The sequence below is a fragment of the Paenibacillus sp. 10L310 genome (assembly GCF_056395745.1).
Genome location: NZ_JBFTKC010000007.1, coordinates 12,049 through 37,958 on the forward strand (window position 1 = coordinate 12,049; position 25,910 = coordinate 37,958).

Consider the following 25,910-nt stretch of genomic DNA (forward strand, 5'->3'; position numbering starts at 1 on the left):
GATTAGAGAAGGGGTTTTACACATGAAAAAATGGTCTTTTGCTCTACTTAGTCTTATGTTGATTGCGGTTCTCGCAGCTTGCGGAAACAACAAGGACGCCGATAGCGGCGCAGACAATTCAGCAGGTGCACCTCGTACAGTTGAATTGAAAGTTGGAGCTTCACCTACACCACACGCAGAGATTCTGGAAAGCATCAAGCCTGAACTGGAAGCACAAGGTATCCGTCTGCAAGTCGTTACATTCAACGACTATGTTCAACCCAATCAGCAACTTGCTGACAAAAAATTGGATGCAAACTTCTTCCAGCACCAACCATATCTGGACACAGAGAATAAAGAACGTGGATTCAACCTCGTTTCTGTAACACCTGTTCATGTTGAACCTTTTGGTGGATACTCCAAAAAGATTAAGTCTTTGGATGAATTGGCAGACGGCGCAAAAGTAGCAATTCCAAATGACCCATCCAATGGTGGACGTGCTTTGTTGCTGCTTGCGAAGGAAGGTATCATTACGCTGAAAGACAACACAAATATTACATCTACGATTCAAGATATCACAGCCAATCCGAAGAACCTGGATATCATCGAGCTGGATGCAGCCATGATGCCTCGTCAATTGGATGAAGCGGATCTGGTATTTATCAACGCTAACTATGCGCTCGAAGCGAACCTGAATCCGGCGAATGATGCTTTGCTGATCGAAGATCTGCAAGGTAACCCATACGCAAACATCCTCGTTTCCCGTGAGGACAACAAGGATGCAGATGCAATCAAAAAACTGGCTGCTGCTTTGCACTCCGAAGAAGTAAAAACATTCATCAAAGAACGTTATAAAGGTGCAGTTGAACCTGCAACTGAATAATTCACGATATGTATGATATGATGTGAAGCTATTAAGATTAAGCCGTATATCTCTTCTGAAGAGATATACGGCTTATTTTATGTTTCCTAATCTGTGCTGACGTGGGGATCAACAAGGGAAGGGTTAGGGCTTATCTTGTTTCTCCGCGTTGGATGGATGCCCAGATTGGAGGTAGTAGGATAATTCATTCTGATCAGCATACTGCTGTTCATCGGCTTCTTGCAGGTACGTCCTCTCGGAGGGAGAGAGTTTCTCTTCTTCTCCGTGTGAGCTTTTGATTTTGTATCTGATCCAACCGATTAACCCAAGGACGACAACGAGGATCAAAGCCCATCCTTTTTTGAGCAAAAGAAGAGCACTGAATTTTTGGGAAGCCGTGTACCCGATCCCGCCCATCAGAAGACTGTTGAGCCCTATGGTGGATGTTTTGTCAGTCGAAGCATTGTACTCCTCGTAGGTATATCCTGCATTGATGCTAAGTTGATTAAGGACAGTTTCCTCGAATACCTGGCGGCTCTGTTGAAAGTTGTCCGTATCGGTAACCAGAATGGCTGTGATGTACCCTTCGCGTGTCAGGAGTTTTACATTGTAATTGACCATGGCTTGCTGATCAGCATTCTTAAAACCGAGGGAGTAAACCAACTGATGTTTGGTACTGTCATATGTCGGTTCGATCTCCCACCCCGTTATGTACGTTCTATATTCAGGATCAAATTCTCTGTTATCTTCTTCTGTGCCTCGGATATAACTGCTTAACAGCTCTTCGGCACTTAAATTTTGATCGTCATCATGGATATGACCTGTCTTCACGTACTCGAACACAACATACCACGAGCCGAATTCACTATTGCTGGTTAGGCTTCCGATTTCGTTCCCATTAGGCTTTCCATCACTGTTAAGTATCGAGCGTTGGGTATTGGGCTTATCCAGATAGGAATGGCTTTCAGGGACTTCCAGGGTGGCCTTACCGTCCAAAGAGACAGATGCTGGTCCAGTAATCCAATCGTACTCATCAGGTGCTGGCTCATTCTCACTTGCCGCTGATACCTGTAAGGCACTAGAGACTGTGAATAAACTCAACATTAAAAGTGTAAGAAATAATATCCATCTTTTGTTCTTCATATTCGTGTAGAGGTCCTTTCAGGTTATATCCTCGACAGTACCATAGGTGTTTAATTTCAATCAAGATATATTTGGAATTAAAGGTGAATAATCCCTTGTGGATAAGCGAGTTGTAGGAGGACGATAAATCTTTTATACTGGATAGTGACTGCTCTTTGAAGAGGGGGATGAACGTGAAGGGAAAGATTGCCCTCATAACGGGAAGTGCCAAAGGTCTTGGTAAAATGACGGCCCTCAGTCTGGCAGATCAAGGGTGCCATATTGCCCTGAACTATGTACACAGCAGAACAGAAGCTGAGGCTTTAAAGGCTCAGATTATAGCCAAGGGTGTGCGGTGCATTGCCATCCAGGCTGATATATCCAAGGTGGAAGATATCTCTTCATTGGTTGAGCAGGTGGAAGGTAACCTTGGCAGCATTGATATTTTGGTGAATAACGCAGGTCCATTTGTCCGTGAACGACGATTATTTGCGGATTATTCTGAAGCTGAGGTCCAGATGCTCGTGCAGGGAAATCTGTTGGGACCGATGTTACTGGATCAGCGTGTATTGCCAGAGATGAGACGCAAGCAATGGGGACGCATTATCCATTTTGGCTTCAGTCATGCTGGAGAAGCGAGATCTTGGCCTCATCGCGCCGTATATGCGGCTGCCAAGGTGGGTCTGGTATCTTTTACAAAGACACTCGCGGTTGAAGAAGCCCCGTATGGAATTACGGTTAACATGGTATGTCCAGGTGACATTCGTGGTGCGAACAAAGAGAAAACGATTGATGAAATGGCAGGCATCATCGACGAGGAAACACCAAGAGGGCGTCCAGGCAGCGGTGAAGATATTGCACGAGTGATTACGTATCTGTGCCTTGATCATTCCGATTTTATAACAGGCAACATTATGGATGTATCTGGAGGACTTGATCCGATTCGTCCGACCATACAGCGTGAGGATACTTAAAAGGTGAATTGAAAGATTGTACGTGGAACGGGTCAAGGTGACTGTGAACATGGACTCTCTGCATATGCACACAAAAAAAAGAGCCCTCCGCTTCATGCGAAGCGAAAGGCTCTTGAGGTTTATTTCGTGAAGGATTGATTAGAATACTTGTACGACTTCTTGTACACCCTCAACTTCTTCGAGAAGGGCACGTTCAATCCCGGCTTTTAAGGTAATGGTGGAGCTTGGGCAACTGCCGCAGGCACCGACCAGTTTCAGCTTAATAATGCCGTCTTCCACGTCGACCAGTTCCACGTCACCGCCATCGCGTTGCAGAAACGGACGAAGTTTGTCAAGCACATCAATTACTTCATCATACATGGTGCTTTGTGCGTTTTCGCTCATTTTTTTCAACTCCTTTCCCCTATATTATATTACAAATGGCCACAAATTAAAATGGTCAAACAAAGCAGGTGAACCTATATGAGACCGATTATTGAATTTTGTGCCAATAATATGCATTTTGGCACAGATGAAGTCATGGATCAACTGGAAGAAAATCCAGACTATGACGTGATTGAATACGGCTGCCTCACCAACTGCGGCCAATGTTCTATGACTCCATTTGCACTGGTGAATGGCGAAGTTGTCATCACGGACAAAGTGGAAGATCTATATAACGCCATTCTGGCCAAAATTGGCGAAGCCGATGCCTGGGACGAGCTCGATCTCGACTAACCGAGATGGCGCTTGGACATCCAGAGCACACCACTTTTCAAAATACGAGGTACACGTCCCATCATGGACGTTTTGCCCATCAGCCCAAACCCAGACTTCTTGCCGAGTGCACCCAGTGTGCCACGAAGCTTGAGTGGATGTGGATTGGGCTTTTCGCCTTTCCAGAGGGCATGCTGAATATGGGCGATCTGCTCACCCTGTACTTCCGCAGCTTGACCGCTAGGTGCATAAGGTACACTGGCACAGTCACCAACGACATACACATCGGTATATTCCGGGATTTGGTAGTATTCATTCAAGACGACACGTCCTTGAGGGTCTTTGGTTACGTCCAGATCCTGTACCACTTTTACTGGCTGAATGCCTGCAGTCCATACGACAGCATCTGTTAGAATCTGTTCATCCCGGTTATAGATGGCATTAGGTTCAACACGTGAAATGGCGATATGCCCGCGTGTCTCTACCTGATGTTCGTTGAACCATTCATGCACATACACGGATAGACGTTGCGGGAAAGCGGATAATACACGTTCACCACGATCCAAAATGCTGATGTTCAGATCCGGTCTGCTCTCACGAAGTTCGGCTGCTATCTCGACACCACTTAATCCGCCACCTACGATATGCACATTGCCATAGGCTTTGACTTCATTAAGGCGCAGGTAGGTCTCGCGTGTTTTGCTAAAGCTCTGAATGGTACAGCTGTAGTCTTCGGCGCCTGGTGTGTTGTGGAAACGGTCTGTACAACCAAGTCCAATGACAAGTTTGTCGTACACGAGCGGGTCTTGGCCTTCAAATTCAATCTGACGCTGTTCCAGGTCAATCGAAGTAACTTCTCCATAACGGTAAGTGACTTTATCGCTCACTGGAAATTGGATACGCAGGTCATAATCAGATACGGTTCCTGCTGCGAGTGCGTAATATTCTGTCTTTAATCCCTGAAAGGGGCTGCGGTCCACCAAAATAATTTGTGTATCGGATGGAATTTTACCCTCCAGAAGTTCCTTGATGATGGTGAGGCCGCCATAGCCGCCTCCAAGAATGACGAAATTTTTCATGACTCGGCTTCCTTTCTGCATCAGTCCCACTGAAATGGGGCTGTAAACTGTGGAGCAGCTATGCAATAACATAGCTGCTCCTTTTGTTATGATTTAAATAATTGAAAAGTAGATATTGAAAATTGAAGATATTAATCAGCAGTTTGCACCACTCGAATTCAAACGTCTCCCTATAATGAAAGCTGCGTTCTGGAGTGGTGCTGGTGCAATATTGGTTGTAAATGGAGTTATATCCTATTCGTACACTTGAATTTCATTGTAGAACGTATCACGTTCTACCGGAATACGTCCTGCACCCTTAATGAGCCATATGAGCTCTTTACGTGTAAGGCCTTCAGGTGTGAGTGCACCTGCCGCATGACTAATCCGTTCGCGAACGATTGTGCCGTGTGCATCCGAAGCACCGAATCCAAGGGCAACTTGAGCCAGTTGTGGACCGATGTTAATGAAGTATGCTTTGATATGATCGATGTTATCCAGCATCAGACGGCTGATCGCAATTGTTTTGAGATCCTCATAAGCCGAGTTACGACGCATAATGCTCGCGTTTTTACTTTTTGGCTGCATGGAAAGCGGGATAAAGACCATGAATCCGTTGGTCTCGTCTTGTAATTCACGGATCTGCACCATGTGGTTAACGCGGTCCTCATAGGATTCAATCGATCCATACAGCATCGTTGTATGGGTACGCATGCCCAGGTTATGAGCAGTACGGTGCACCTCAAGATAACGATCCACGTTCGCTTTGTCTACACGCATTTTTTTGCGATATTCATCTGACAGAATCTCAGCGCCGCCACCAGTCAATGTTTTCAAACCTGCTTTTTGCAGCTCTTGCAGGACTTCCTTAATACTAAGTCCGCTGATGCGAGTGAAGAAATCAATCTCGGCTGCTGTGTAGGCTTTCAGCGTAACATCCGGATATTTCTCGTTTAAAGCACGCAGGGAATCGACATAATATTGAAAAGGAACATGGTTGTTATGTCCGCCTACGATATGGAACTCACGTACGCCTGGATGAATATGCTGTTCCACATAATCGATCATTTCCTGACCGGATAATGTATAGGAGCCTTCTTCACCTTGGTCTTTACGGAAATTACAAAAAGCGCAGTGAGCTTCGCATACGTTTGTAAAATAAAGACTCATGTTTTCGATGAAATATACTTTCTTGCCATTTTTCCGCAAGTTGGCCTCATTGGCCAGCTGGCCCAAAGTTAGCAGATCATCTGTTTCATACAGATATACGCCGTCTTCTACGTTCAGCCTTACGCCGTTCTGCACTTTCTCAACGATTTCAGCCATTCTTTTGTCTGTGAACGGTGTTACCAATGTGGACATACTGTTTCCTCCTGTTCTTAACCGGATTTGAGTTGTGTGTAGGATCTGCATACAGAACTACATAGCAAAGATGCGGTCAACTGCCGCCTTCTTATATGGACTAACTCTTATTTACCCGGTGCAGCGTGTGCTGCGTACGTAAAGCTAATTTTTTCATTAAAGTGAGTCTTGTGACTCTATATGCATTGGGGACTGCGGACAGTCTCGAAATGTGAAAAAAATTACAACTCTATATATGATCGTCACCTGAATAAGTCATGGCAAAATATCGACATTTCAGTGCGACCACTTATTCATTATAAACCTCGTGTCGCGGGGGTTCAATACACTGGGAAGAAAAAGGAGTTCAGGGGGAACGCGGAAAGAGGCAAACATGACTTGAGACCCTTGACGGGGTGGAGTATAATTTAAAGAAGAGTTAATGAAAGGTAGTTCAAAAAGTCCGCTTTTGATTACGAAGGATGCCTAGCGGCATCTCAGCGTCGAATATGGGATTCAGCCGAAATGTCCGTTGCTCACGTAGTTTTGCCTACGCTCCGCTACTCCATTTCTATCTTCATCCCATCTTCTTGGTACTGAAAAGCGCCCTTTTTGAACATGATTTTATATGAAAAAGGAGAGTGACCTGGCATGATTAACATCAGCGAAACGGCTGCTGACAGATTGAAAGAGATGCTTGCACAGCAAGAGACACCTGGTATGTTCCTGCGTCTTGGCGTAGCACCGGGCGGTTGCACCGGATTTTCGTACGCCATGGGCTTTGACGATAAAGAGTCCGATGAGGACCTGTATATGGATATTCAGAGCATGAAGGTTGTAGTCGAGAAGGAAAACCTGAAGTATCTGGATGGTCTCGAAATTGATTTTGAAGAGTCCGGTATGACGGGTGGTTTCACTATCCATAATCCGAACGCGGTAGCCACTTGTGGCTGTGGATCTTCTTTCCGTACGAAGGAAGACGCGGGTGTGCCTGATAAGGATTGTTAAGAACTGAGTTGTACTGCGGTTTCCCAATCTTGTTTTAAAATAAGCAGTATGCAATCCCTTTAATAGATAGCCTCTGAATTGTATCCGTTTTGCACGGGCATGATATCAGGGGCTTTTTTGCGTGTACTGATTGTGCATGGTTGACAAACTTAGTTGTAACAACTATAGTTACAATATAAAGTTCAAACATAAACAATATCGATAATTTAAAGGAGAGATCATGATGAACATTGCAATCATTGGTGCAACAGGCAAAGCAGGAAGTGTAATTTTGAAAGAAGCAGCAGACAGAGGGCATAAAGTAACGGCAATCGTTCGTAATGCATCCAAATTGGAAGATAAAAGCCTGAATACGCTGGAGAAAGATGTATTTGATCTTACAGCTGAAGATGTTAAAGTGTTTGATGTGGTTGTAAATGCATTTGGTGCCCCAGCGGGTAAAGAAAACCTGCATGTGGAAGTAGGACAAGCGTTGATCAACATCCTGAAGGATGCACCAAACACTCGTCTGATCGTGGTGGGTGGAGCAGGAAGCCTGTTCACAGACGAGTCCAAAACATTGCGTGTCTTTGAATCCCCAGGATTCCCGGATGCTTACAAAGCAACTGCAACGAACCAAGGCCAAAACTTGCAGGATCTGCAAGCATCTTCGGGTATTCAATGGACATTCTTGAGCCCGGCTGGATTCTTCAATCCGGAAGGCGTACGCACAGGCAAATACCAAGCGGGCAACGATGTTATTCTCGTGAACAGTGAAGGAAACAGCTACATCAGCTATGCAGACTATGCGATTGCTTTGGTTGATGAGATCGAGAATCCACAACACAAAAACGAGCGCTTTACCGTTGTTGGTGAAGTGAAGTAACACTTTTAAATGATAATATGGAACATACAAACGGACGCTGATCTCCACAGATCGGTGTCCGTTTTTTTATGTTATCGAAGAGGGATGTTCTGCAATAACGTTAGACAGGTTAGATGATTATCGTTCAACTTCCAACTACTCCTTTGAATCTATGTTATATTATTCTAAAGATGGGAAGGAAATGTGATTATGTGAGAACCATCATCTCTTCATTGGAATTGCTGCGAGTTCAAAAGTATAAGGGAGTGAACAGTTGTGAAGATGTATTCCAAAGGAGTTATACTATTGATCTTTGCGGTTTTTATGATTAGTGTATCGAGTGGTTCAGGGTTATCCCAATATACAAACGTTAAAAATACGATGAATCAATTTCACATCACTTCTCTTTATCCGAAAAATAAGAATGGACAGACATATGGTTCTGCCGCATATGCGACTTCTCCAGAAACGGAACCTGATTTAATCTTGGCTACTGGTGTGGATGGTACAGACGGATATCTGCTGAAAAAAGACATGGATGGCGAGCAACCCAAAACACCTGAAGAAGCTATTGCGATACAGAACAGCAGATCACCAGATGGTCGTGATATTCCACTGTATGACAAGGATGGTGAAACCGTAATTGGTGTGTTTCATGTTGGAGGAAAGTGAAACGTTACTGAAATGAACACCATTCGGCAGTTGATTAAAAGGGTCGGCTGTTTTTTGATTTTAAGATTTATTTAGTTTGCTAAAGGACGTGAAGGTAATATGAAATACTTCATTGGAATTACCCCTCCAGATGATTATAAAGAAAAAATTGTGGCATTTCGTGATCGTTGGTCCAGTAATCGTCTTAATGATGTAGTCGAGCCTCATATCACTGTAAAAGCGCAGGGTGGTCTTACCGTTGATCTTCATTGGTTAGAAAGTGTGAGACAGACATGCTCTTTAATGCCAAGTTTTCAATTATCATTATCAGAACCGGGATCGTTTGGAAGTGCTGTTACATTTCTTAGTGTTGAAACGAGCAATATCATTGAGTTACATCGAAATTTGGTAAAAGCGATTTCTCCATCACAAGAACTTTTAGACCGTTACTTTGAAATGGATAAATATCATCCTCATTTAACCTTGGGGCAAACCTATTGGGGTATGAACGAGACTGAGATAGAAGAAATGAAGCTCTTAACAAGTAAGGAATTGGCTCCTTTTCCAACCTTTGATGTCAATTATGTACGCGTATATAAAGAAGTTGAACTGAATACATACCTACCATTTGAAGACATCCAATTGGGAACTTAAAAGTAAAGCGATTCAAATAACAGGAGCATTAGTTCAATAAAACAAGGAAACTCCCGATCAAAGGAATTGGCTGTTTCCTAGTTTATGTAATGGCAGAATAACGCAACCAGTTAATGAACGAATCATCAAAATGATGAATATACTTCTGCACATTGGAGGGAACTTGATGTATTTTAAACCTATCCGTATTGTATTGGGGCTAGTTTTTTTTATCATTGCTGGGTGCAATAACGAGGTCACGATGTTGGGTACAGATGAACTCACGATCACAGGTGATCAAAAGACTGCCACAGAATATGTTGAGGCAAAAGGTTATAAAATTTCTTCGTACGAAGGTCAAGTTCAGAAGTACACTCTAAACAAAGACAAACTACTCTACGGGATAACGGAAACGATACCATATAGACAGACCTGGGGGGTTCAAAAAGTAGAACCCGAACAGTATTTCGGGATGGAAATATCGGTATATAGCTTTACAGTAACAAACCATCCTCTGGGAACGTTTAACGATAGTAAATCCAAAGTTTCAATATTACTTTGTGAAGGCAAAGTTATAGGGGGGACATCCTTCCCAAATGCAGCAATGGATGGGGCACCATATTCGTTGGATGGAAAAACATTGGAAGAAGTAACGGGGAAAAGTTTTCAAAAATGGAGTGAAGAATGGGAAAAGAAATACGGGACTTAAAAAGTCAAAGCTAACGGACAGGATATTTACAACATAATATCTTCGAACATTACGAGAAACTTAATTGCGCACAAATAGTTGCGATACGAAAACCTAACGAAACTATACTTTTGTTGAGAGGAGGGATGAGATGGATTGGCTTATGAGGATGAATCGGGCATTGGATTATATTGAAATGAACTTGGTCGGCGAGATCGAGTTGAAGGAAATTGCTCAATGTGCTTATTGTTCTTCACATCAGTTTCAGAGAATGTTCTCGTTCATTACCAATGTTTCACTTGCGGAATATATACGAAGAAGACGGCTGACTCTCGCTGCAATTGAATTGCAGAATAGTGATAGGAGAGTTGTTGATATTGCCATAAAGTATGGGTATGAATCACCGGTATCATTCGCAAGAGCTTTTCAATCATTGCATGGTGTTAATCCAGCGATGGCTCGTGAAGAAGGGACTGCTCTCAAAGCCTATCCTCGGCTTTCCTTCCTTATTTCAATTAAAGGGGAAGAGCCTATGAACTATCGTATCGAAACAAAAGAATCTTTCGAAATATTTGGAATCGAGAAAGTGTTTCAATTAAACGGGGTAGAGACACCAGCAGAATTATGGAAGCAAAGCCACGAAAATGGCGAGGTTGAAAGACTTGCTACAAATGCCGGTGATCTACCAAACTCTTTGAATTCGAATTATCATAAAGTGCATGCTGTGTGTAGCTACAAAAAAACTGGGGAGGATACTTTCCCATACATGTTGTGTGCATTTAAAGGTGAAGCAAGTAAACCCGATGGTTACACAAGTATAACGATACCAGCACACACGTGGGCGATCTTTTCCTCTGATCCCTTTACATGGGATAAATTCGATGAAACCATTGAAACCCTGTATAGACGATTTTTTTCTGAATGGCTTCCTACTACAGGATATGAACAGGTCGACGGAATGGAATTTGAAATTACTGGAGTTAAAGATGGACTGAATTTTGTTGAGTTATGGTTTGCTGTAAGAAAAATATCTTAGTTTTATTTCTTTTAGATTAGTCTTGAATAATAACTTAATAAAGAAGATGTACCAATTAACATTATGAGAAGAAGGTGGAAAAACTGAAGCTTCGTATAATCACGTTAATTTTTTTTATATCTAGCGTGTTTTTTATCTCAAATGCACAAGATGTTAACGCTTTGTCATGTGTTGAATCGGGAAGCCCCCAAGAACAGTTAGAAATATATGATGGAGCTGTTTATGGTGAAGTAAAGCAAGTAAAGGTCGACTTGAAGCAAGAGGGGTTTACGGGGACCAAAGAGAAAATTAGATATATTTTAGTGGAAGTTGAGAGGAGTTGGAATACTGAAGTTGACTCTCAACTAATTATCGCAACCAACTTCACATGGGGATTTGATTTCAAGGAAGGTAACAAATACTTAATATACTTTAGCGAAGTGGATGGTGAATTAAGTAGTAGTCCGTGCAGTTCAACCATCGAAATGAACAATATTAATCAAGCAACTGAACTATTCGGGGAAGGCTTTCCACCAAAACAACAAGTAAACTTAGAACACAAAATGTGGTTTATGTTTGAGCAAGATATTGATTTGTTTATCGTAGGTGTGGTCGTATTTGCGGCTATCTTTACCTTCATCATGAGAGTAAGAAAGAAAAAGCACAAAGTATAATTTGGTAGCGCTAAACGGGGAATTTTGCTCAAAGAAAAAGTCATTTGAACTAGGCATGGATTCCGGTATGACCTATTACCCCCTTTACTTAAACGAGGATCGAGGCGTATAATCCGTTGAGATATCAGAGCAATAAGAGGGGATACAGTTATGAATAGTGGATTAATCAACGCGATCATTGCGTATATCATGTGGGGAGTTCTCCCGCTGTATTGGAAGTTGTTTGAAAATGTACCGGCAGGCGAGATTTTATCGCACCGGGTTGTCTGGTCATTTGTCTTTATGGGGATTTTCGTTGCCGTCCAACGTCGTTGGAGTGACATGAAGCGCATTCTGACCAGTCGTTCGACCCTGCTGTCCCTTACCGCGAGTGGGCTGCTAATTGCTATTAACTGGCTTATCTTCATTTGGGCGGTTAACAACGGTCATGTCGTTGAGACAAGTCTGGGCTATTATTTGAACCCGTTGCTGAACGTGTTACTGGCGGTTGTCTTTCTTCATGAAAAGCCAAACCGTGGACAGTGGATCGCGATTGCCATCGCTGGTGTCGCGGTGCTTATCATCGCCATCGACTACGGACGTTTCCCATGGGTTGCGATCTCACTGGCCGTGTCATTTGGCTTGTACGGTCTAGCGAAGAAGAAGATCAAACAAGACGCTTCAGTGGGGTTATTTTCGGAGACAGCTGTAGTTCTGCCCGTCGCACTCGGCTACTGGATCTACTTGGCCGTTGTAGGAAAAGCAACGGCATGGACGTTGCCTGCACCGATGTTCTTCGAACTGCTACTTTCCGGTGTGGTGACGGCGTTGCCGCTGCTGTTCTTTGCACGGGCGGCTGCTCGAATGTCGCTGTCCACACTCGGCTTTGTACAGTATATTGGGCCGACAATTATGCTGATCCTGAGTGTGTTTGTGTTCAAGGAAACGGTCTCGCCAGTTCTGCTTGTTGGTTTCGCTCTCATCTGGACAGCGCTCATCGTATACGCTGCCGCATCGATACGTGCTACGAGACTCGCTAAGGTAAGCTGAACGGATGTATCTGGTAGCGCCATAATTGCCCTTCCCGCCAATGAGGTGGAGAGGGCAATTTTTTGTTTGTGGGGTAGCGATAGGTCGATAAAAACTAAAAAGGAAGGCTGATCAACGTTATGGTAAAATACAGGAGTAGTAATCAAAAATAGTAACCAAACAGAGTGATAGAAAAACGAGGAGGCGACAGATATATGATGGTTAATAACCCTTACCGCAAACGTGATCCATTCTTTGTAAAGAATGCTGTAGTTCAGATACTATTTCAGTTTGCAGTTTCAGCAATAATCGGTAGTATATATGGGTTCATGATGGTCAACGAGACGATAGGTAGATATATTAATAAACTATTACCGAGCACGGATGGTCCGGATCTTCATTTATATCTGCCTGTTGTGATAACGGTGTTCATCTACTCGTGTTTAATTCAGAAGAAACAACGGATTTTACTTGAAAAAATCTCATTTAGTTGTCTCCATATTTTTGTTGCCCTGCTAGGCTGTATTTCTTCAGTTGTTGTGTTATTGGTGATCTAATCCAAATCCCTACGTATCTACACCTTCAGCCCCATCAACTGCATCAATGATACCGACAGCGAGTGTTGTTACCGCAGCAGCAGCTAAAAGATTCTTGGCACCAAGCTTCACTCTGTCCTTATCTTCCTCTTTCATGCCCACAACAACATCTTTACCGCTGTTATATACGTACTTTGCTGATATCGCTACACCTTTTGCAGTATTGGTTACAGCACCTCCAATATCGGCAAGCCCCGCGTCAATGGCGATATCATCTTTTCGAATTGCACCACTGGCAAGATCATATGTCCCGCTAGCCAGTTGTCCAACGGTTTTGCCTGTATTAATTGTGGCTTTCTCTACGCCGTTCCCGATTTCTTTGATAAAGGGACTTCCTGCAATTTCACCAACAACCCTCACGCTGCCCCCCAACACTTTACCGGTAACTTCCCCAGCTAACTGACCGAACCCTTTTAAAAAACTCATCCGTATGCCTCCTCTCCAATTAGAAGTTGATCCTATGTGTTATCTCAATAAACTTATTATATTCATATGTAAGCCAAAAGAACATCAGTCTCCAGCCCGAGTGATGAACCCCTCCTCGATTGATTGCGACACGCTTTAGGAGTGCCCGAACCGCCCCCGGAACGCCGACCACGCTGCCCCCTCAACGCACTTCATCACCAAAAGGCGCTAATCCCCCCGGGAACAGCGCCTCAAGCTCTTGTTTTACTTTACTACTTACCATTTGACTACCCACGGTTTTAGAAGTGCCTCATAGAGCAGCAACGTAGTGGAGGGGGCGGAATCGATTCTGAAGAAGCGAAGCGGTCGCCTTTATCCCCGGATTTTCCCCCAATAAGGGGAATTCATAAAAATCTGGGGATAACAGCGATCATAAGAACGATCCGCCACCGGAACGCCACCACGCTGCCCCCCAAAGCCCGCACTTCTACCCAACGTACCTAGTCAATAAATCCTTCCATGACAACAGTTGGCATCATATTCGACTGCCAAGCGCCCTTACCATATCCACTGTTATAACCTGGTGTAGCCTGAGGCTCCCAGTAGAATACACCTTTACCTTTGCCATTTGGCAGATTGCGAATTTGGTTTTTCATCGCGGCAACAAAACTTTTGCCAGCTGCAGCCTGGTTATTGTCCATGCCAATTTCGGAGATGATGATCTCTTTGCCATAACGGTTGATCATATCCTTGGCGTTGTTTACCGTATTTGTCACAGCAGTGTTCCAGCCGGAAGCTGAAGGATAGAGGGACATGGCGATCATGTCAAAGTTAGCTCCGTTATTAATCAGACCACCAATATTCCATACATAGAGGGCGTTATCATCCCCACCTGCCAGATGCACAATGGTTTTGGTGCCGCTGCTCAGGGATTTCACTGCGTTATGGCCTGTATTCACCAGCCACGCATAGTTTTTCATGTTGGTGGATGCTTTGCCATCTTCCCATAACATACCGTTGCTTGTTTCATTACCGATCTGTACCCAGTCAGGGGTAACGCCTTTGCTTTGCATCGCCGTCATAACTTCACGAGTGTGGTTCCATACCGCATCCATGAGCTGTTGGAACGTATAGTTTTTCCAGGCAGCAGGTTTGGTTTGCTGACCAGGGTCTGCCCAGGAATCGCTATAGTGCAGGGTAAGCATCACACTCATGCCAGCATTCTTGGCACGTTGTGCGAGTGCAGCCGCACGATCCTTATTCATGTAACCGTTCCCATAATCATTCGAAGGATTAACAAATACCCGAATGCGAACGGAATTGATTTGATAGTCTTTTTTCAAAATATCAATGATGTCGCGCTGTACGCCGTTTTTATCTTTCCATTTGTAACCCTGGGCTTCCATTCCGGGAACCCAACTGATGTCGGCTCCTTTGGCGAAACTTGGTGCTGCGCTGGCATGCTGACCTGCGGGCAACATGATGGAGGTGAATAACAAAACAAAAGCCAACATGATGGATGTCTTGAAACCCCTTACATTTTTGAACATTACAAGATGCCTCCTCGGATTTAGGTTGAGTTGCATCCTAATTATAGCCATCCTGGTTTACTCTACTAAAGGGTCCATTTCCAATATTTTGGGTGTTTTATCAACCTCTCTACAGAAAATGAGAAAACAAAAAGCCGTCCGAAGACGGCTTTTCTACCCGTGGCGCTTTTTGAAACATTGATCCGTATCCCGCGCCTCCACCAGACTCTTTTAATTTGAGCTAGTGGATCGGGTAAGGGACACGTTCAACATGACATTAGAAATGTTGACGCACCTCCTTTCCTTGTGGCAAGAGTATACAACACCTTGTTTCGGAAAGCTAGTCTTTTTTACGTATTTACGAAAAATTATTTTTCAGTCTGGAACATCGTGATATCTCGTGCATAATGGCTCTTGGTTCCGTCATTGTTTCGGATGCGCACACTGTCTTCACTGATCCGCTCCACAATGCCACAACCGACCTCGCAATAGACGCCAGCCGGGTCTTCCTGCCATGCGCTTACCATACATTGGGATAGTGCAGCCGTGAAAAACTCTATATTTTTTTGTAACGTTCTAGGTTTGTTGGATTTCATTATATACTCCTTTAATCAACTATATTTGGAATGAGAACAAGCAACCGGACCAAATCACACTGTACTTCACTTTACTCTGTCTATTGACCTTTGTAAAGGGATGGAAAAAGTTGCGGCCATGAGGTATCATTTACATAAATTTTACGTAGCGTTTACACTGCGCTGACGCTTGATGATGATTACGAATAGTACAATTATATGAGAACTTCTAACCAAGAATAGATATGCAACACATTCGGAGGCCATACATGCATAGAGACGTCAAAACAGGCAACTACGTTAATCGTGATTTGAGTTGGGTTGAATTTAATCGGCGCGTACTTCAGGAGGCCCAGGATCCAACAACGCCTCTGCTGGAACGCATGAGATTTCTCGGCATTGTCGCTAGTAATTTGGACGAGTTCGTCAGTGTAAGGGTGGCGGAGACAAAAGAGAAGATCAAGGCCGGATTCACGCAAAAAGATTTTACAGGATACACGCCTTCGGGATTGTACCGCAGATTGATCAAACGAACCGGGACCATGGTCGCCGAACAGTATAAAACGTATCGTGAACTCATTCGTCTACTCGCCAAGAAAGGCGTGAACATTCAGGAATATACAGATCTTAATGTGACACAGCAGCGCGCAATGGACCAGTACTTTCATGAAATTATTTTTCCGGTACTCACACCGATGGCGATTGACCAGAGTCGTCCGTTCCCACTGGTACACAACAAGTCTGTCTATCTGTCCGTGATGCTTCAGAAGGAAGGGGAGCAAGAGGGCGAGCCATTTATGGCTATTGTTCAGGTACCTTCCAATCTGCCGCGGGTAGTTCAGGCTCCCATTCGGGCGAATAGCAAAAAGAAAACATTCATACTGATTGAAGATCTTATCAAACATCATATTCATACGCTCTTCAGTGGATATATCTCGCTTGCTGCACAGGAATTCCGTGTGACCCGCAATGCGGATCTGTTCATTAATGAAGAAGAAGCGGAAGATCTGCTTGAGGCTATTGAAAAAGAATTGCGCCGCAGACGCCGCGGGGCTCCTGTACGACTGGAAGTCTGTAAGGATTTTCGTCCGGATGCTTTATTGGAATTGCAGGATGAATTTGATATTCAGGACCCGGTATATGAAATTGATGGACCACTTGATCTGAGTTTTCTGGCGGGATTCGTAGACAGTCTGGAAAGTTTCTCACATCTGAAATACAGTCCGGTGAAGCCAGTCTACCCACTTGAGTTTCTGCCAAGAGAAAGTCATTTTGAGCTGCTGCGCAAACGCGATGTACTGGTGCATCATCCGTACGAATCGTTTGAACCAGTCACTGATTTTATATTGGAGGCTTCGGAAGATCCAAGAGTTCTGGCGATCAAGATGACATTATATCGGGTCAATGGCGATTCACGCCTTATTCCGGCACTTGCACTTGCCGCTGAGAGTGGTAAGCAGGTCACGGTGGTGGTGGAACTGAAAGCCCGGTTTGATGAAGAGCGAAACATTGCTTGGGCCCGTAAGCTGGAGAAAGCTGGTTGTCACGTGGTTTATGGACTGGTTGGACTCAAGACCCATGCCAAAATCATTCTTGTCGTACGCAGGGAACAGCAGGGGCTGAGACGTTATGTCCATGTAGGAACCGGTAACTATAATGAGAGCACAGCCAAAGTGTATACGGACGTGGGACTGTTCACTTCTAATCCAATTATTGGGGAAGATGCATCCGAATTGTTCAATGAGATTACCGGATACTCCGGTCCGAAGGCATTGCAGGCGTTCCGTGTAGCTCCGGATGGTATGAAGGATGAGTTGTTTGCACTGATTCGTAGAGAAACAGAGCACGCGCTGAAAGGCAAACCTTCCAGAATCATTGCCAAGATCAACTCCTTATCCCATCAGGAAATGATTGATGAATTGTACGAGGCTTCTCAAGCCGGCGTGCAGATCGATCTGATTGTGCGTGGTGTATGTTGTCTGCGTCCGGGGGTAGAGGGGCTCAGTGAGAATATTCGGGTCATTAGCATTGTGGATCGTTTTCTGGAGCATTCACGGTTGTTTTATTTTGAAAATAGCGGCAACCCCGATGTATTCATCTCCAGTGCAGACTGGATGACACGTAACCTGAATCGAAGAATTGAACTGATGTGCCCCGTATTTGATCCAGAGCTGAAAAAGATGCTAGTGGATATCCTTAATCTGTCCCTTATGGATAATGTCAAAGCGAGACAACTTATGCCTGGTGGCAATTATGTATTTGTAGAAAATGAAAAGCCCCCGCTGAGAAGTCAGACGGAGGCCATGGGTATTATCCCTTGGAAGCCTGCTGAATGGAGTGCGTTAACGTAACTCCCCAGGCTTCCTTCAGATCCTTGACGGCCTCTTCCAGGCCATCAAGTTCCAGTAACGGCTCAGCTGTACAGGTGAATTGCACCTGCAGCGAGTCGTTTTCTTTTGTTGCTTTGATCGCAGCGATGCTCTCGGATCGATTGATGGCTTCAGCTACGCGCAGCAGAGAGCCTAAACGATGAGCATGCCGCTCATCCGAGTTTTTCAGAATGTCCCGGTGCTTATTCAGTAGCTGGGGCGTTCTTTTTTTGGGATGATAATCAGCTGCACTGGCACTTAGAATGGTCTCCCGATGAGAAAGTCCATAGATGCTTGAATTCATGATCCAATAGGCCGAGTGCTGTGTATAACGGAAATAGTTAATCTGCTTACCAGCCATGTGCAACATGGAGGATGCATACAGGATTCGGGCATCTGCTTGATCAGGAGGGGTACCTTGTAATGCTGTATACAGGGTAACCATATCCTGATGAATCCGTTGCAGACGTTTCTCTGGAATAGGTGGACCAAAATGGATAAAGTTGCGGATACTGTCCTTCAGCGCGTCTGGAACGACCGGCTGCCCTCCAGCCATGTAATCACGCAACAACCCGTCTCGTAGACCCGCGCCACTAACCACATAACGATCTCCCTGTATTATCTGGAAGACAGTTCGTAGGATCAGTACGCCGGGCACAATGATGTCAGCGCGATCTTTGGCGAGCCCAGGTACCTTTTTGCGCTGTGCCGAGGTGAGATGTGGTAAGGAGCGAGCGATGTTCTCCATCGCTTCCTCACTGATCTCATAATGATGGCTGACAGGCAAAGAATACTGGGTGCGCTTCTGTTCCACTTTGGCGAGTGTACGCATTGTGCCGCCAAGTCCGATGAGTGGCAGACCAGGATGCTCACGAATCCAATCCTGTCCGCGGAGAGCCTCAGTGACTTCGTTGCATAATGCATTTGCATTCTCCTCAGTCCACTGATCTTCGCCCCCGTAACGGGCATGTGAATTCACAGCACCAATAGGGAGGGAGATGCTATGTAACCTTTTCCGATCCCGAAAGACCGTGATCTCTGTGCTGCCGCCTCCAATATCCACGACGTAACCGTCTGCCAGATCAATGGATTGAGTGACACCAAGGAACCCATAATAGGCCTCCCGATCTCCCGATACACATTCAATGGTAAGCCCCGTCTCGGTCTCCAGCCATTCAATAATCTCCAGGACATTGCTTGCATTACGAATAGCTGCGGTAGCTGCTGCGCGAATCAGTTTGGTCTGATACGCTTCACAGGTCGCTTTGAATTGACTCAAGATGGTGATGGCTTTATCCAGAGAATGGCGCAGAATGGTTCCATCGGCCTCAACAACGCTGCTCAGACGAGCGGCGTATTTGTCTTCATGAATGATGCGATAGGCTTCGTCCTGGTCCAGTTCATAGATAACCAGACGAATGGAGTTCGAGCCGATATCAATAATTCCTAAGGTTTCATTAGTACGTGTCATAAGCATCTCCTTCTACAGAGGTTCAACTACCCGAAGTGAAGAAGGGCAGCCATGGCTTCCGGTGAACCCGGCGGTGTGGCAGAGAAGGGCGTAGTTAACATAACAACAATGATAAAGACGATGAAACAGGCAAATATAAGACAACTCACGGCAAAGCCGCGATTACGCTTTTGCATAAACAGTCGAATACCTGTGACAAAGAGAAGTACCGTAACAGCTACCAGAACGATCGACATTGCAAAATAGGCTACGCCATAAAGTGATTTGAAAAATGCTTCCATTTGTTCTTAACGCTCCTTAGATCCTCATATTTAAGCCCTTCCAAGCCATTCCTTAGTAGCATACGACAGATTGACTTGTTTGAAAAGTAAACCGGGCGCTTGTTCCCGGTTCCGCCATCACCCCTGGGACAGGTTACATGGAAAAGGGGCCTTTGCCGTGGACAGACATCCAAGAAAGCAAGGCTTCTGTTGAGTATGTATAAGGAAGGACTATTGTTTCAAGGAAGGAGATCAACCCATGTCGAGACAACTTGCAAGCAAATGGCGGAAGACAGCGGCTCTGATGAAATACCCGGTAGCTGCTGTCCATATCCCACAGACCAAGGCATTCAACTCGGGTAATCTGCTGCAAATGCTCAGTCGTTATGGAATGGTGTATGTCAAACCTATTGTAGGAGGCGGAGGTTACGGTGTTATTCGGGTATCGGCCAGCGGTGGGGCTTATCGATACACCCATATGAAGACGACCCGTTCTTTCGCCAGTTTCAGCCAGATGTATCGCTCTCTGGTTCGTGTAAAGGCTAGACGCAAGTACTTGATCCAGCAAGGCATTCATCTGGCAACAATTCAAGGGAGACCTGTTGATTACAGAGTCAAAGTTGTCAAAACCCAACGAGGCTGGGTATTCCGTTCCTTAGTAGGACGACTCGCTCGTCCCGGACTCTGTGTGACGAATCTGAGCAAGGGTGGCACCATGTTATCAGGAAGGCGAGCTCTTGGTTTATCCCTGCCACATATATCCGGTCGGCACAAACGCCGGGAGATGCGTTCACTTACACTGACATGTACGTACATTATGGAAAGTCAGTTTCCTGGTGTAGGTCAGCTTGGATTTGATTATGGACTGGATTATTCAGGCAAGATCTGGATTCTGGAAGTGAATACCAGACCCCAATAGAAAATGAATGGGAAAACTCAAGAAAATTCAAGAAAAACCGATAATATATAAAAGAAAACGGTATGAAAACCGTTTGAAATTTTACATTACCGGGTAATTTACTCGCAACAAGTCTTGAAACTATGAATTTATTCCAAAAAAAATACGCTGATAAACGTTCTGATAGTAGTACAAACTCCCTGTGCATAAATATTGTCCACACTATACACGTTGACTACTCTATATTTTTTCCATTTATCAACAAACTATGCACAGGATTTCCACATATCGTTGTGGATAACAAGAACGCTTGTTCTCTATATGAATCTCTGATATGATAGTTTTGAGGAAAAAAAAGGAAAGGTTGTGGCGGGAAATGGCTATGTTATCCGATGAGATGTTGTTGGATTCCTACCATAAAGCGATTGAGTTGAATCTCGAACGAGATTTCATCGCACTGCTGTTGGCAGAAATCCATAAGCGCAAACTGGGTACCGACGTATCTGCCATTCTTCACTAGAGATCCTCATTGCAGGCAATGTTACAGGTTTCCGGACAAGTCCCATAGTGAGACTGGCCATGGCGTGCTCGTCTGACAATGGTGACAGTACATCACATGATTGCAAACGTTTTCGACTTCGTCTGCCGTGTCAGAGGAAGGTTGGAATACGTAGGGGCTGTATGGTCCGGTGTAATCATCCAATTTGCCGCATTCTAACAGTCCCTGAAGGCAGTGGGGGCAAGCCTGCTCCGGTACAACCAGACCGTTACACAGCGGGCATATATAAGACAAGGGTATCCCTCCTGATATGGATTCACTCAGGAGTAAGATACCCTTTTTTGTATCAATATATGTTATTTCAGCAAAACTAGCGTTTCATGTTACTGCTGTGTCCTGGGGACAACTTGGCATCCGGATCGAAGTACACCTTCGCATTGTTGACGGCTGTTGGAGCTTCGCCGAATCCGACAGCGATCAGCTTCAGTTTACCCGGATATGTTGTGATATCTCCGGCAGCGAAGATTCCTGGAATAGATGTTTCCATGCGGGAATCAACAACGATGGAGTTACTGTCAATTTCGATACCCCACTCGGCAATCGGTCCGAGAGAAGAGACAAATCCGAAGTTAACGATCACGTCATCTACTTCGATTTCCTGAGTTTCTTTGGTTTTCACATGAGAAAGGGTTACCTTGGTAATCGTGTCATCCCCATGAAGTTCCGTGATTTCGGTCGGTGTAACGACATTCACCTTGGAATTCATCAGGTTTTCGACACTGTGCTCATGTGCACGGAACTTGTCCCGGCGATGGATCAGTGTCACTTGCTCAGCGATAGGCTCCAGCATGAGTGCCCAGTCTACCGCGGAGTCACCGCCGCCACTGATCAGTACTTTTTTGCCAGCGAAGGCATTCAGATCACTGATGAAGTAGTGCAGGTTGCTCTTCTCGAACTTGGCAGCACCTTCAAGCTCCAGGCGACGTGGTTCGAATGCACCTACACCAGCTGTAATAATGACGGCTTTGGCATGATATTCATTCTCATCCGTCTTCACGACGAAATGTTGCTCATCCTTTTTCTCCACCGATACAACCTTTTCTTCAAGCCGGATGTTCGGGTTAAAATGATTCATTTGCTCAACGAGGTTATTCACCAGTTCCTGAGCTGTTACTTTCGGGAATCCGGCTACATCATAGATGTATTTCTCCGGGTAAAGAGCGGCAAGCTGTCCACCAAGCTGTGGCATACTTTCAACCAGTGTAACGGATGCCTGACGCATCCCACCATAAAACGCGGCGAACAGACCCGCAGGGCCCCCACCGATAATAAGTAAATCAGTCATATCATGACTGGAATTTTGTGCAGTCAAGAATCAACAACACCTTTCATATTTTAATAGGTAGTTAACAGAAAGAATGTGCAGGCTACGTATCGTAACCGGCATGGGTGCTGAACTGTCTTTCCTATTATAAACGGTGTATTCAGGGTTGCAAAGTTAGCGGCGTCACGAAACTGGGAACAATTGATGAAGATCAGATGAGAATAGGATGAAATTGGAAATGAAAGGTTATGAAAAATAACAAAAAAAACCTTGATCTTTACTAGAAATACAGATATCCTTGACCTGTACTATGTGTTTTTTTGTCTAATTTAGAGTCAATATGTAATATGAAGACAGATCCCGTGTTTTGTAGAATCTTGTGGTTAATTTCACAACTTGAAACGATAACTTGCGTGCAAACGTATCAATTTCATAAACCCTTTAGTTGCTTCAATCAAGTCTAGATATAGATCAAAACGGTTCGATACGTCGATATCTAGTTTCATAAAATCCATTTTTAGTGAGTTATGAAATTGATGCAAACGTTTAAATAAATTCGCGAAGTTAACATTTGTCGTCATAATGGGCAAGACCTCATCAATATTTGTAAGTATGTGCATTTTGCATCTCACCCAAGATCGGGCTGATGCAAGTGAAACCGGAAGGGGTATAGACATGAGCAGTATTCCCAAAATCGTCATCCTCGGCGCGGGCTATGGCGGGATTCTGACAGCCCAGCGGCTGCAGAAGGAATTGAACTATAACGAGGCCGACGTCACATTGGTGAATCGGCATGATTATCATTATATTACTACACATCTACATATGCCGGCAGCCGGCACGGATACCATTGAGCATGCAAGAGTGCCCATTTCCAAGCTGATTGATGAGTTCAAGATTGATCTGGTCAAGTCTTCCGTGAAGGAGATTCGTCTGCAGGATCGGAAGATTATTCTGGAGGACGGCACGTTATCCTATGATTATCTGATTATTGGACTAGGCGGTGAGCCTGAGACCTTCGGTATTCCGGGGATGCTCGATCACGCCATGACAATCCGCAGCATTAACTCGGTCAGACTGATTCGAGAACACATCGAATATCAATTTGCGATGTACAAAAACGATAACAAACGAAATCGTATTCGGTTTGTCGTAGGTGGAGCGGGTTTCAGTGGTGTTGAATTCGTAGCTGAACTTGCAGATCGTATTCCACAGCTGTGCAAGGAGTTCGACGTGAATCCGAAACATGTGCACATCTATAATGTAGAGGCAGCGCCTTCGGCCTTGCCTGGATTTGACCCGGAATTGGTAGAACATGCAATGAATGTGCTCAAGAAAAAGGGTGTTACTTTCAAAATTGGTGTTCCAATCAAGCAATGTCTCCCGGACGGGGTTATTGTGGGTGAAGGTGAAAAGCTCGATGCAGCTACAGTCGTATGGACCGGCGGTATTCGCGGTAACTCACTGCTTGAACAGGCAGGTCTTGAAGTGATGCGAGGACGTGTGAAAGTAGACGACTACTTGCGTGCTCCAGGGCATGAGCATGTCTATGTCATTGGTGATAATTCACTTGTCTTCAACGCGGAAGGACGGCCTTATCCGCCAACAGCCCAGATTGCGATGCAGCAGGGTGTGAACTGCGCCAAGAACGTTGTGGCATCCATTCGCAAGAAACAGCCACAACCTTTTGTATTTACGAGCAAAGGCACGGTTGCATCACTGGGTAAAGGTGAAGCTATTGCCGTTGTGGGCGGCAAGAAATACAAGGGCTGGAAAGCGGCTCAGTTGAAGAAGCTGGTAGATCTGCGTTATCTGTTCATCATTGGTGGTATTCCGTTAGTCCTGAAGAAAGGGCGGTTTTTTGGATGAGACATTGCAGTGTTCAGGTCCGGGGACTATTAACACGTGAAGAGCTGGATCGTTACAACGCCCTGATGCAGGTCGGTGGTTATCTGGAGGAACAGGATCAATATGATCTGGCCTACATCGTGCAGAAAGAAGTGGATATTCTCATTATGCCTGCGATTGAGCGGCTTAAAGAGAAGGGTCGTGACCGTGACCGGGCCACAGCCGAATTCCTCGAATCGCTGAAAGCGGTAGATGATGAGGACGAGGATTAGAGACGATATAAGTTGAACTAAAGATGTTTACACATACACTTCAATGACAGAATAACCTTCCAATCGCTGTTATCCCCAGATTTTTTTGATTCCCTTTTGTTAAAGGGAAAATCCGGTGATAGCGTATGCTTCCGATGCAGCTTTCTCCCAGAAAGCTTTTAGGCGAACGCTTCGCTTTTTCAGGTTTTTTCTGTCCTTTCCGTTTTTGTGTAAATAAATAGTTCAAACAATATAGATCTAAATCAAGCTTGAGGTAGTAGAATATAGATAGATAATAAAGCACCGCAGACAGTATCCTTTACAGGAGATGTCGCGGTGCTTTATTGTGTTTTGTACTATTTTTATAGCTTAAGCATGTCTTCCAGTGTTCCTTCGTTCAACAGACTTCCCACATAGAACGAACCGAATTCGCCATAACGGGCGCTAACTTCATCGAAACGCATCTCATAGACAAGTTTCTTGAACTGAAGTGCGTCATCCGCAAATAGCGTAACGCCCCATTCCCAATCGTCGAAACCAACAGAGCCGGTAATGATCTGTTTTACTTTACCCGCATAGCTGCGGCCAATCATGCCGTGACTACGCATCATGGTGCGACGCTCGTCCATGGACAGCATGTACCAGTTGTCATTCAGCTCACGTTTTTTGTTCATCGGATAGAAGCAGATGTATTGTCGTTGTGGCAGAACAGGTTTCAGACGGGCGATAATATCCGGATTTTGCATCGGGTCTTCGCCTTCTTTGCCAAGATAGTTGCTCAGTTCCACTACACTGACGTATGAATACGATTTGGTTGTGTATTGGGCAAACATCGTTTTGTTAAACGCGTTCTCAACAGCCTTCAGATCTTCCAGCGTTTCACGCAGGTGCATCATGACGAGGTCTGCTTTTTGACCTACAACCGTATATACAACGGTACTTCCTTTGGATGAATCCTCGACTTCTTTCCATTCTTTCCAGAATTCCTGAAGCTCGTCCAGTGCAACAGCGCGTTCTTCATCATCTGCTGCTTTCCAGGCGGCCCAGTTAATCGAGCGAAAATCATGCAGGGCGTACCAGCCCTCCAGTGTTGATGCGGCTTCGTTCATTGGTTGTGTTCCTCCTGCAAGGTATATTTCCAAATCCCTATAAGAGGTTGTTCAAAAAGTCCGCTTTTGATTACGAATCATGCCTGGTGGCATCATCAGCATCGAATATGGCATTCAGCCGAAATAAGTGGATGCTTACGAAGTATGTTTCCTTCGGAAACATTGTAGTTGCTCACGTAGCTCTATCTACGCTCCGCTGCTCCATTTCTAACTTCATTCCATC

28 protein-coding genes are annotated in these 25,910 nt (G+C 44.8%); 16 read left to right on the plus strand and 12 right to left on the minus strand.

The features are described 5' to 3' along the window. Positions 1-22: 22 nt before the first annotated feature. Entirely contained in the window at positions 23-862 is an 840-nt protein-coding gene (locus tag AC1DE7_RS16700) for a MetQ/NlpA family ABC transporter substrate-binding protein (RefSeq protein WP_076319818.1), read from the plus strand. 123 nt (positions 863-985) lie between these two features. Here AC1DE7_RS16700 and AC1DE7_RS16705 read toward each other — a convergent pair whose 3' ends face one another. Next, the gene (locus AC1DE7_RS16705; RefSeq protein WP_477534830.1) at positions 986-1,945 is read right to left on the minus strand and encodes a DUF2167 domain-containing protein; all 960 of its coding nucleotides are present in this window, start codon (positions 1,943-1,945) and stop codon (positions 986-988) included. A 212-nt stretch (positions 1,946-2,157) separates the two neighbouring features. On the opposite strand from AC1DE7_RS16705, the gene AC1DE7_RS16710 reads away from it, so the two are divergent. Continuing rightward, positions 2,158-2,937, plus strand: a complete 780-nt coding sequence (locus tag AC1DE7_RS16710; RefSeq protein WP_076328983.1) for an SDR family oxidoreductase — start codon at positions 2,158-2,160, stop codon at positions 2,935-2,937. Between the two features lie 138 nt (positions 2,938-3,075). Here AC1DE7_RS16710 and AC1DE7_RS16715 read toward each other — a convergent pair whose 3' ends face one another. After that, positions 3,076-3,321, minus strand: a complete 246-nt coding sequence (locus tag AC1DE7_RS16715; protein WP_017692412.1) for a NifU family protein — start codon at positions 3,319-3,321, stop codon at positions 3,076-3,078. A 78-nt stretch (positions 3,322-3,399) separates the two neighbouring features. Here AC1DE7_RS16715 and AC1DE7_RS16720 point away from each other — a divergent pair, with 78 nt between their 5' ends. Then, a complete protein-coding gene (locus tag AC1DE7_RS16720) occupies positions 3,400-3,654 on the plus strand; it encodes a YuzB family protein (RefSeq protein ID WP_076328984.1) in 255 nt (84 codons plus the stop codon). On the opposite strand, the gene AC1DE7_RS16725 is transcribed toward AC1DE7_RS16720, so the two are convergent. Next, positions 3,651-4,712, minus strand: a complete 1,062-nt coding sequence (locus tag AC1DE7_RS16725) for an NAD(P)/FAD-dependent oxidoreductase (protein ID WP_036605751.1) — start codon at positions 4,710-4,712, stop codon at positions 3,651-3,653. The two genes, AC1DE7_RS16720 and AC1DE7_RS16725, sit on opposite strands and share 4 nt — an antisense overlap. A gap of 234 nt (positions 4,713-4,946) precedes the next feature. Further along, complete coding sequence (gene mqnE / locus AC1DE7_RS16730) at positions 4,947-6,053, minus strand: aminofutalosine synthase MqnE (protein ID WP_047841294.1); 1,107 nt, start codon at positions 6,051-6,053, stop codon at positions 4,947-4,949. 630 nt (positions 6,054-6,683) lie between these two features. Between mqnE and AC1DE7_RS16735 the strand changes: the two genes are divergently transcribed. The 8 genes from AC1DE7_RS16735 (at position 6,684) to rarD (ending at position 12,574) form a co-directional block, all read left to right on the plus strand. Next, positions 6,684-7,040 (plus strand): HesB/IscA family protein, encoded by a 357-nt coding sequence (locus AC1DE7_RS16735; RefSeq protein WP_036605753.1) that lies wholly within the window; start codon positions 6,684-6,686, stop codon positions 7,038-7,040. 223 nt (positions 7,041-7,263) lie between these two features. After that, positions 7,264-7,905 (plus strand): NAD(P)-dependent oxidoreductase, encoded by a 642-nt coding sequence (locus AC1DE7_RS16740; protein ID WP_477534831.1) that lies wholly within the window; start codon positions 7,264-7,266, stop codon positions 7,903-7,905. 285 nt (positions 7,906-8,190) lie between these two features. Continuing rightward, the gene (locus AC1DE7_RS16745; RefSeq protein ID WP_477534832.1) at positions 8,191-8,556 is read left to right on the plus strand and encodes a hypothetical protein; all 366 of its coding nucleotides are present in this window, start codon (positions 8,191-8,193) and stop codon (positions 8,554-8,556) included. A gap of 99 nt (positions 8,557-8,655) precedes the next feature. After that, positions 8,656-9,189, plus strand: coding sequence for a 2'-5' RNA ligase family protein (locus AC1DE7_RS16750; protein ID WP_477534833.1), 534 nt, complete (start codon positions 8,656-8,658; stop codon positions 9,187-9,189). Positions 9,190-9,355: 166 nt separating this feature from the next. Continuing rightward, positions 9,356-9,877 (plus strand): hypothetical protein, encoded by a 522-nt coding sequence (locus AC1DE7_RS16755; RefSeq protein WP_477534834.1) that lies wholly within the window; start codon positions 9,356-9,358, stop codon positions 9,875-9,877. A 130-nt stretch (positions 9,878-10,007) separates the two neighbouring features. Next, complete coding sequence (locus tag AC1DE7_RS16760; RefSeq protein WP_127548290.1) at positions 10,008-10,892, plus strand: AraC family transcriptional regulator; 885 nt, start codon at positions 10,008-10,010, stop codon at positions 10,890-10,892. 74 nt (positions 10,893-10,966) lie between these two features. Then, positions 10,967-11,545, plus strand: a complete 579-nt coding sequence (locus AC1DE7_RS16765; protein ID WP_477534835.1) for a hypothetical protein — start codon at positions 10,967-10,969, stop codon at positions 11,543-11,545. 150 nt (positions 11,546-11,695) lie between these two features. Next, entirely contained in the window at positions 11,696-12,574 is an 879-nt protein-coding gene (gene rarD / locus AC1DE7_RS16770; RefSeq protein ID WP_101314222.1) for an EamA family transporter RarD, read from the plus strand. A 545-nt stretch (positions 12,575-13,119) separates the two neighbouring features. Here rarD and AC1DE7_RS16775 read toward each other — a convergent pair. The 3 genes from AC1DE7_RS16775 to AC1DE7_RS16785 form a co-directional block, all read right to left on the minus strand. Further along, the gene (locus AC1DE7_RS16775) at positions 13,120-13,575 is read right to left on the minus strand and encodes a hypothetical protein (RefSeq protein ID WP_477534836.1); all 456 of its coding nucleotides are present in this window, start codon (positions 13,573-13,575) and stop codon (positions 13,120-13,122) included. Between the two features lie 479 nt (positions 13,576-14,054). Then, positions 14,055-15,104, minus strand: coding sequence for a glycoside hydrolase family 53 protein (locus AC1DE7_RS16780; RefSeq protein ID WP_036605759.1), 1,050 nt, complete (start codon positions 15,102-15,104; stop codon positions 14,055-14,057). Between the two features lie 347 nt (positions 15,105-15,451). After that, complete coding sequence (locus tag AC1DE7_RS16785) at positions 15,452-15,679, minus strand: hypothetical protein (RefSeq protein WP_017692425.1); 228 nt, start codon at positions 15,677-15,679, stop codon at positions 15,452-15,454. A gap of 248 nt (positions 15,680-15,927) precedes the next feature. On the opposite strand from AC1DE7_RS16785, the gene ppk1 reads away from it, so the two are divergent. Next, positions 15,928-18,009, plus strand: a complete 2,082-nt coding sequence (gene ppk1 / locus AC1DE7_RS16790) for a polyphosphate kinase 1 (protein WP_036605760.1) — start codon at positions 15,928-15,930, stop codon at positions 18,007-18,009. On the opposite strand, the gene AC1DE7_RS16795 is transcribed toward ppk1, so the two are convergent. Together AC1DE7_RS16795 and AC1DE7_RS16800 are read right to left on the minus strand one after the other, a co-directional pair. Beyond that, positions 17,969-19,498 (minus strand): Ppx/GppA phosphatase family protein, encoded by a 1,530-nt coding sequence (locus tag AC1DE7_RS16795; protein WP_282320276.1) that lies wholly within the window; start codon positions 19,496-19,498, stop codon positions 17,969-17,971. The two genes, ppk1 and AC1DE7_RS16795, sit on opposite strands and share 41 nt — an antisense overlap. Before the next feature lie 26 nt (positions 19,499-19,524). Continuing rightward, positions 19,525-19,779: a hypothetical protein gene (locus tag AC1DE7_RS16800; RefSeq protein WP_017692428.1), complete on the minus strand. Its 255-nt coding sequence runs from the start codon at positions 19,777-19,779 to the stop codon at positions 19,525-19,527. 238 nt (positions 19,780-20,017) lie between these two features. Between AC1DE7_RS16800 and AC1DE7_RS16805 the strand changes: the two genes are divergently transcribed. Continuing rightward, positions 20,018-20,677 (plus strand): YheC/YheD family protein, encoded by a 660-nt coding sequence (locus AC1DE7_RS16805; protein ID WP_076253234.1) that lies wholly within the window; start codon positions 20,018-20,020, stop codon positions 20,675-20,677. Positions 20,678-21,032: 355 nt separating this feature from the next. Continuing rightward, positions 21,033-21,176, plus strand: coding sequence for a sporulation histidine kinase inhibitor Sda (gene sda, locus AC1DE7_RS16810; protein ID WP_017692430.1), 144 nt, complete (start codon positions 21,033-21,035; stop codon positions 21,174-21,176). 21 nt (positions 21,177-21,197) lie between these two features. Here the strand turns inward: sda and AC1DE7_RS16815 are convergent, their stop codons facing one another. After that, on the minus strand, positions 21,198-21,449 hold the full coding sequence (locus AC1DE7_RS16815; RefSeq protein WP_074096361.1) for a hypothetical protein: 252 nt from the start codon (positions 21,447-21,449) through the stop codon (positions 21,198-21,200). 76 nt (positions 21,450-21,525) lie between these two features. Beyond that, positions 21,526-22,500 carry an NAD(P)/FAD-dependent oxidoreductase gene (locus AC1DE7_RS16820; protein ID WP_207765610.1) on the minus strand — a complete coding sequence of 325 codons (975 nt, stop codon included), beginning with the start codon at positions 22,498-22,500 and terminating at the stop codon, positions 21,526-21,528. A 654-nt stretch (positions 22,501-23,154) separates the two neighbouring features. Here AC1DE7_RS16820 and AC1DE7_RS16825 point away from each other — a divergent pair. Both AC1DE7_RS16825 and AC1DE7_RS16830 read left to right on the plus strand, forming a co-directional pair. Continuing rightward, complete coding sequence (locus AC1DE7_RS16825) at positions 23,155-24,348, plus strand: NAD(P)/FAD-dependent oxidoreductase (RefSeq protein ID WP_036605766.1); 1,194 nt, start codon at positions 23,155-23,157, stop codon at positions 24,346-24,348. Continuing rightward, entirely contained in the window at positions 24,345-24,599 is a 255-nt protein-coding gene (locus AC1DE7_RS16830; RefSeq protein WP_036605767.1) for a hypothetical protein, read from the plus strand. The genes AC1DE7_RS16825 and AC1DE7_RS16830 overlap by 4 nt, the downstream gene beginning before the upstream one ends. A 341-nt stretch (positions 24,600-24,940) precedes the next feature. On the opposite strand, the gene hemQ is transcribed toward AC1DE7_RS16830, so the two are convergent. Beyond that, the gene (hemQ, locus tag AC1DE7_RS16835) at positions 24,941-25,687 is read right to left on the minus strand and encodes a hydrogen peroxide-dependent heme synthase (protein ID WP_036605768.1); all 747 of its coding nucleotides are present in this window, start codon (positions 25,685-25,687) and stop codon (positions 24,941-24,943) included. Positions 25,688-25,910 lie beyond the last annotated feature (223 nt).